This is a genomic window from Streptomyces sp. NPDC051105, from assembly GCF_040682795.1.
Classification (GTDB): Bacteria; Actinomycetota; Actinomycetes; order Streptomycetales; family Streptomycetaceae; genus Streptomyces.
In genome coordinates this window covers 1-1,668 of record NZ_JBFBBR010000066.1, presented here as the reverse complement: position 1 = coordinate 1,668, position 1,668 = coordinate 1, and the positions used below count along the sequence as shown (strand labels likewise).

The window sequence follows — 1,668 nt, the reverse complement described above, 5'->3', positions numbered from 1 at the left end:
CTTTTATTAAGTCTATTTAGAAAGATTTCATTGAGGTAAATATGGAAAGTGAAAATATTTTGGAAGCAAAACAAGTGAGTGTTGCCTTTCGGATTGCTGGTAAATTTCAAAAAGCAATTTATGATATTGATTTAAGTCTTAGACGTGGTGAAGTTTTAGCCATTGTTGGGGAATCAGGTTCTGGGAAATCAACTTTGGCAACTGCTGTTATGGGATTACACAACCCAAATCAAACTCAAATTACAGGCTCCATTTTATTGGATGAGGAAGAAGTGATTGGTAAAACGGGTGACTCCATGGCAAATATTCGAGGAAGTAAAGTTGGAATGATTTTTCAAAATCCACTCACTGCGCTTAATCCATTGATGAAAATTGGGCAGCAAATCAAGGAAATGCTGGCCGTGCATGATGTTTATCCAGAAAATCAGTATGAAAGTAGAATCTTTCAACTTTTAGAACAAGTAGGAATTCCAAATCCTAAAAGAGTCGTTAATCAATTTCCCCACCAACTTTCAGGCGGGATGAGACAAAGAGTAATGATTGCAATAGCCATTGCCAATGACCCAGATTTGATTATTGCTGATGAGCCAACGACTGCTTTAGACGTTACCATTCAAGCTCAGATTTTAGACTTGATTTTAGAAATACAAAAGAAGAAGAATGCTGGGGTTATTCTAATTACTCATGATTTAGGGGTTGTTGCTGAAGTTGCTGATACAGTGGCGGTGATGTATGCCGGACAACTCGTCGAAAAAGCTTCTGTTGAAGAGCTTTTTCAAAATCCCAAACATCCATACACCCGGTCACTTTTGCGTTCAAATCCATCTGCCGAAACAGTTTCGGATGATTTATATGTGATTCCAGGGTCTGTGCCTTCTCTGTCAGAAATTGAGTATGACAAAGATTTATTTCTCGCTCGAGTGCCTTGGATGAAAGAAGAAGCTCAAAAAGTAATTTCGGAAAAAATGACTGAAATTTCTTCAAATCATTTTGTTCGAGGTCAGGCTTGGAAAAAATTTGAATTTCCAGATCAAAAATTGAAAGGGGGTAAAAAGTGAGCGAAATTCTTAATTTAAAGGACTTAAAAGTTTATTATCCTATTCGATCTGGTTTCTTTAATCGAGTGACAGATAATGTTTTAGCCGTTGATGGAGTAGATTTAACGATTCATGAAGGAGAAACTGTCGGTTTAGTTGGTGAATCTGGCTCTGGAAAATCAACGATTGGCAAAACAATTGTTGGTTTAGAACAAATGACATCAGGACAATTGATTTACAAAGGACAAGATGTCAGCAAAAAAAAGATAAGAAACCAGCTCAAATACAATAAAGATGTTCAAATGATTTTTCAAGATGCATTTTCGAGTTTGAATCCACGGAAAACAATTTACGATATCATTGCGGAGCCTATTCGAAATTTTGAAAAAATAGATGCTAATACGGAAAATAAACGGATTCATGAATTATTGGATATTGTTGGACTACCTAAACAAGCTTTAGAACAGTATCCTTTCCAATTTTCTGGAGGTCAACAACAAAGAATTGGAATCGCACGGGCAGTTGCTACTAATCCTAAGTTAATTGTGGCCGATGAACCAGTTTCAGCATTAGACTTATCTGTTCAAGCTCAGGTTTTGAATTTCATGAAGCTCATTCAAAAGGACTTGGG

The 1,668-nt window shown here is 36.5% G+C and carries 1 protein-coding gene and 1 pseudogene; both read left to right on the top strand.

Annotation, left to right across the window (positions count from 1 at the left end; all coding sequences use genetic code 11):
• Positions 1–41 precede the first annotated feature (41 nt).
• Positions 42–1,058 carry a murein tripeptide/oligopeptide ABC transporter ATP-binding protein OppD gene (gene oppD, locus AB0N16_RS41730; protein ID WP_354792111.1) on the top strand — a complete coding sequence of 339 codons (1,017 nt, stop codon included), beginning with the start codon at positions 42–44 and terminating at the stop codon, positions 1,056–1,058.
• Positions 1,055–1,668, top strand: a pseudogene (gene oppF, locus AB0N16_RS41725) (murein tripeptide/oligopeptide ABC transporter ATP-binding protein OppF); the annotation flags it as partial. The gene oppD and the pseudogene oppF, both read left to right, overlap by 4 nt.

Coding starts and splice junctions, on each gene's coding strand:
- oppD (WP_354792111.1), top strand. CDS start 42: ATGGAAAGTGAAAATATTTTGGAAGCAAAACAAGTGAGTGTTGCCTTT.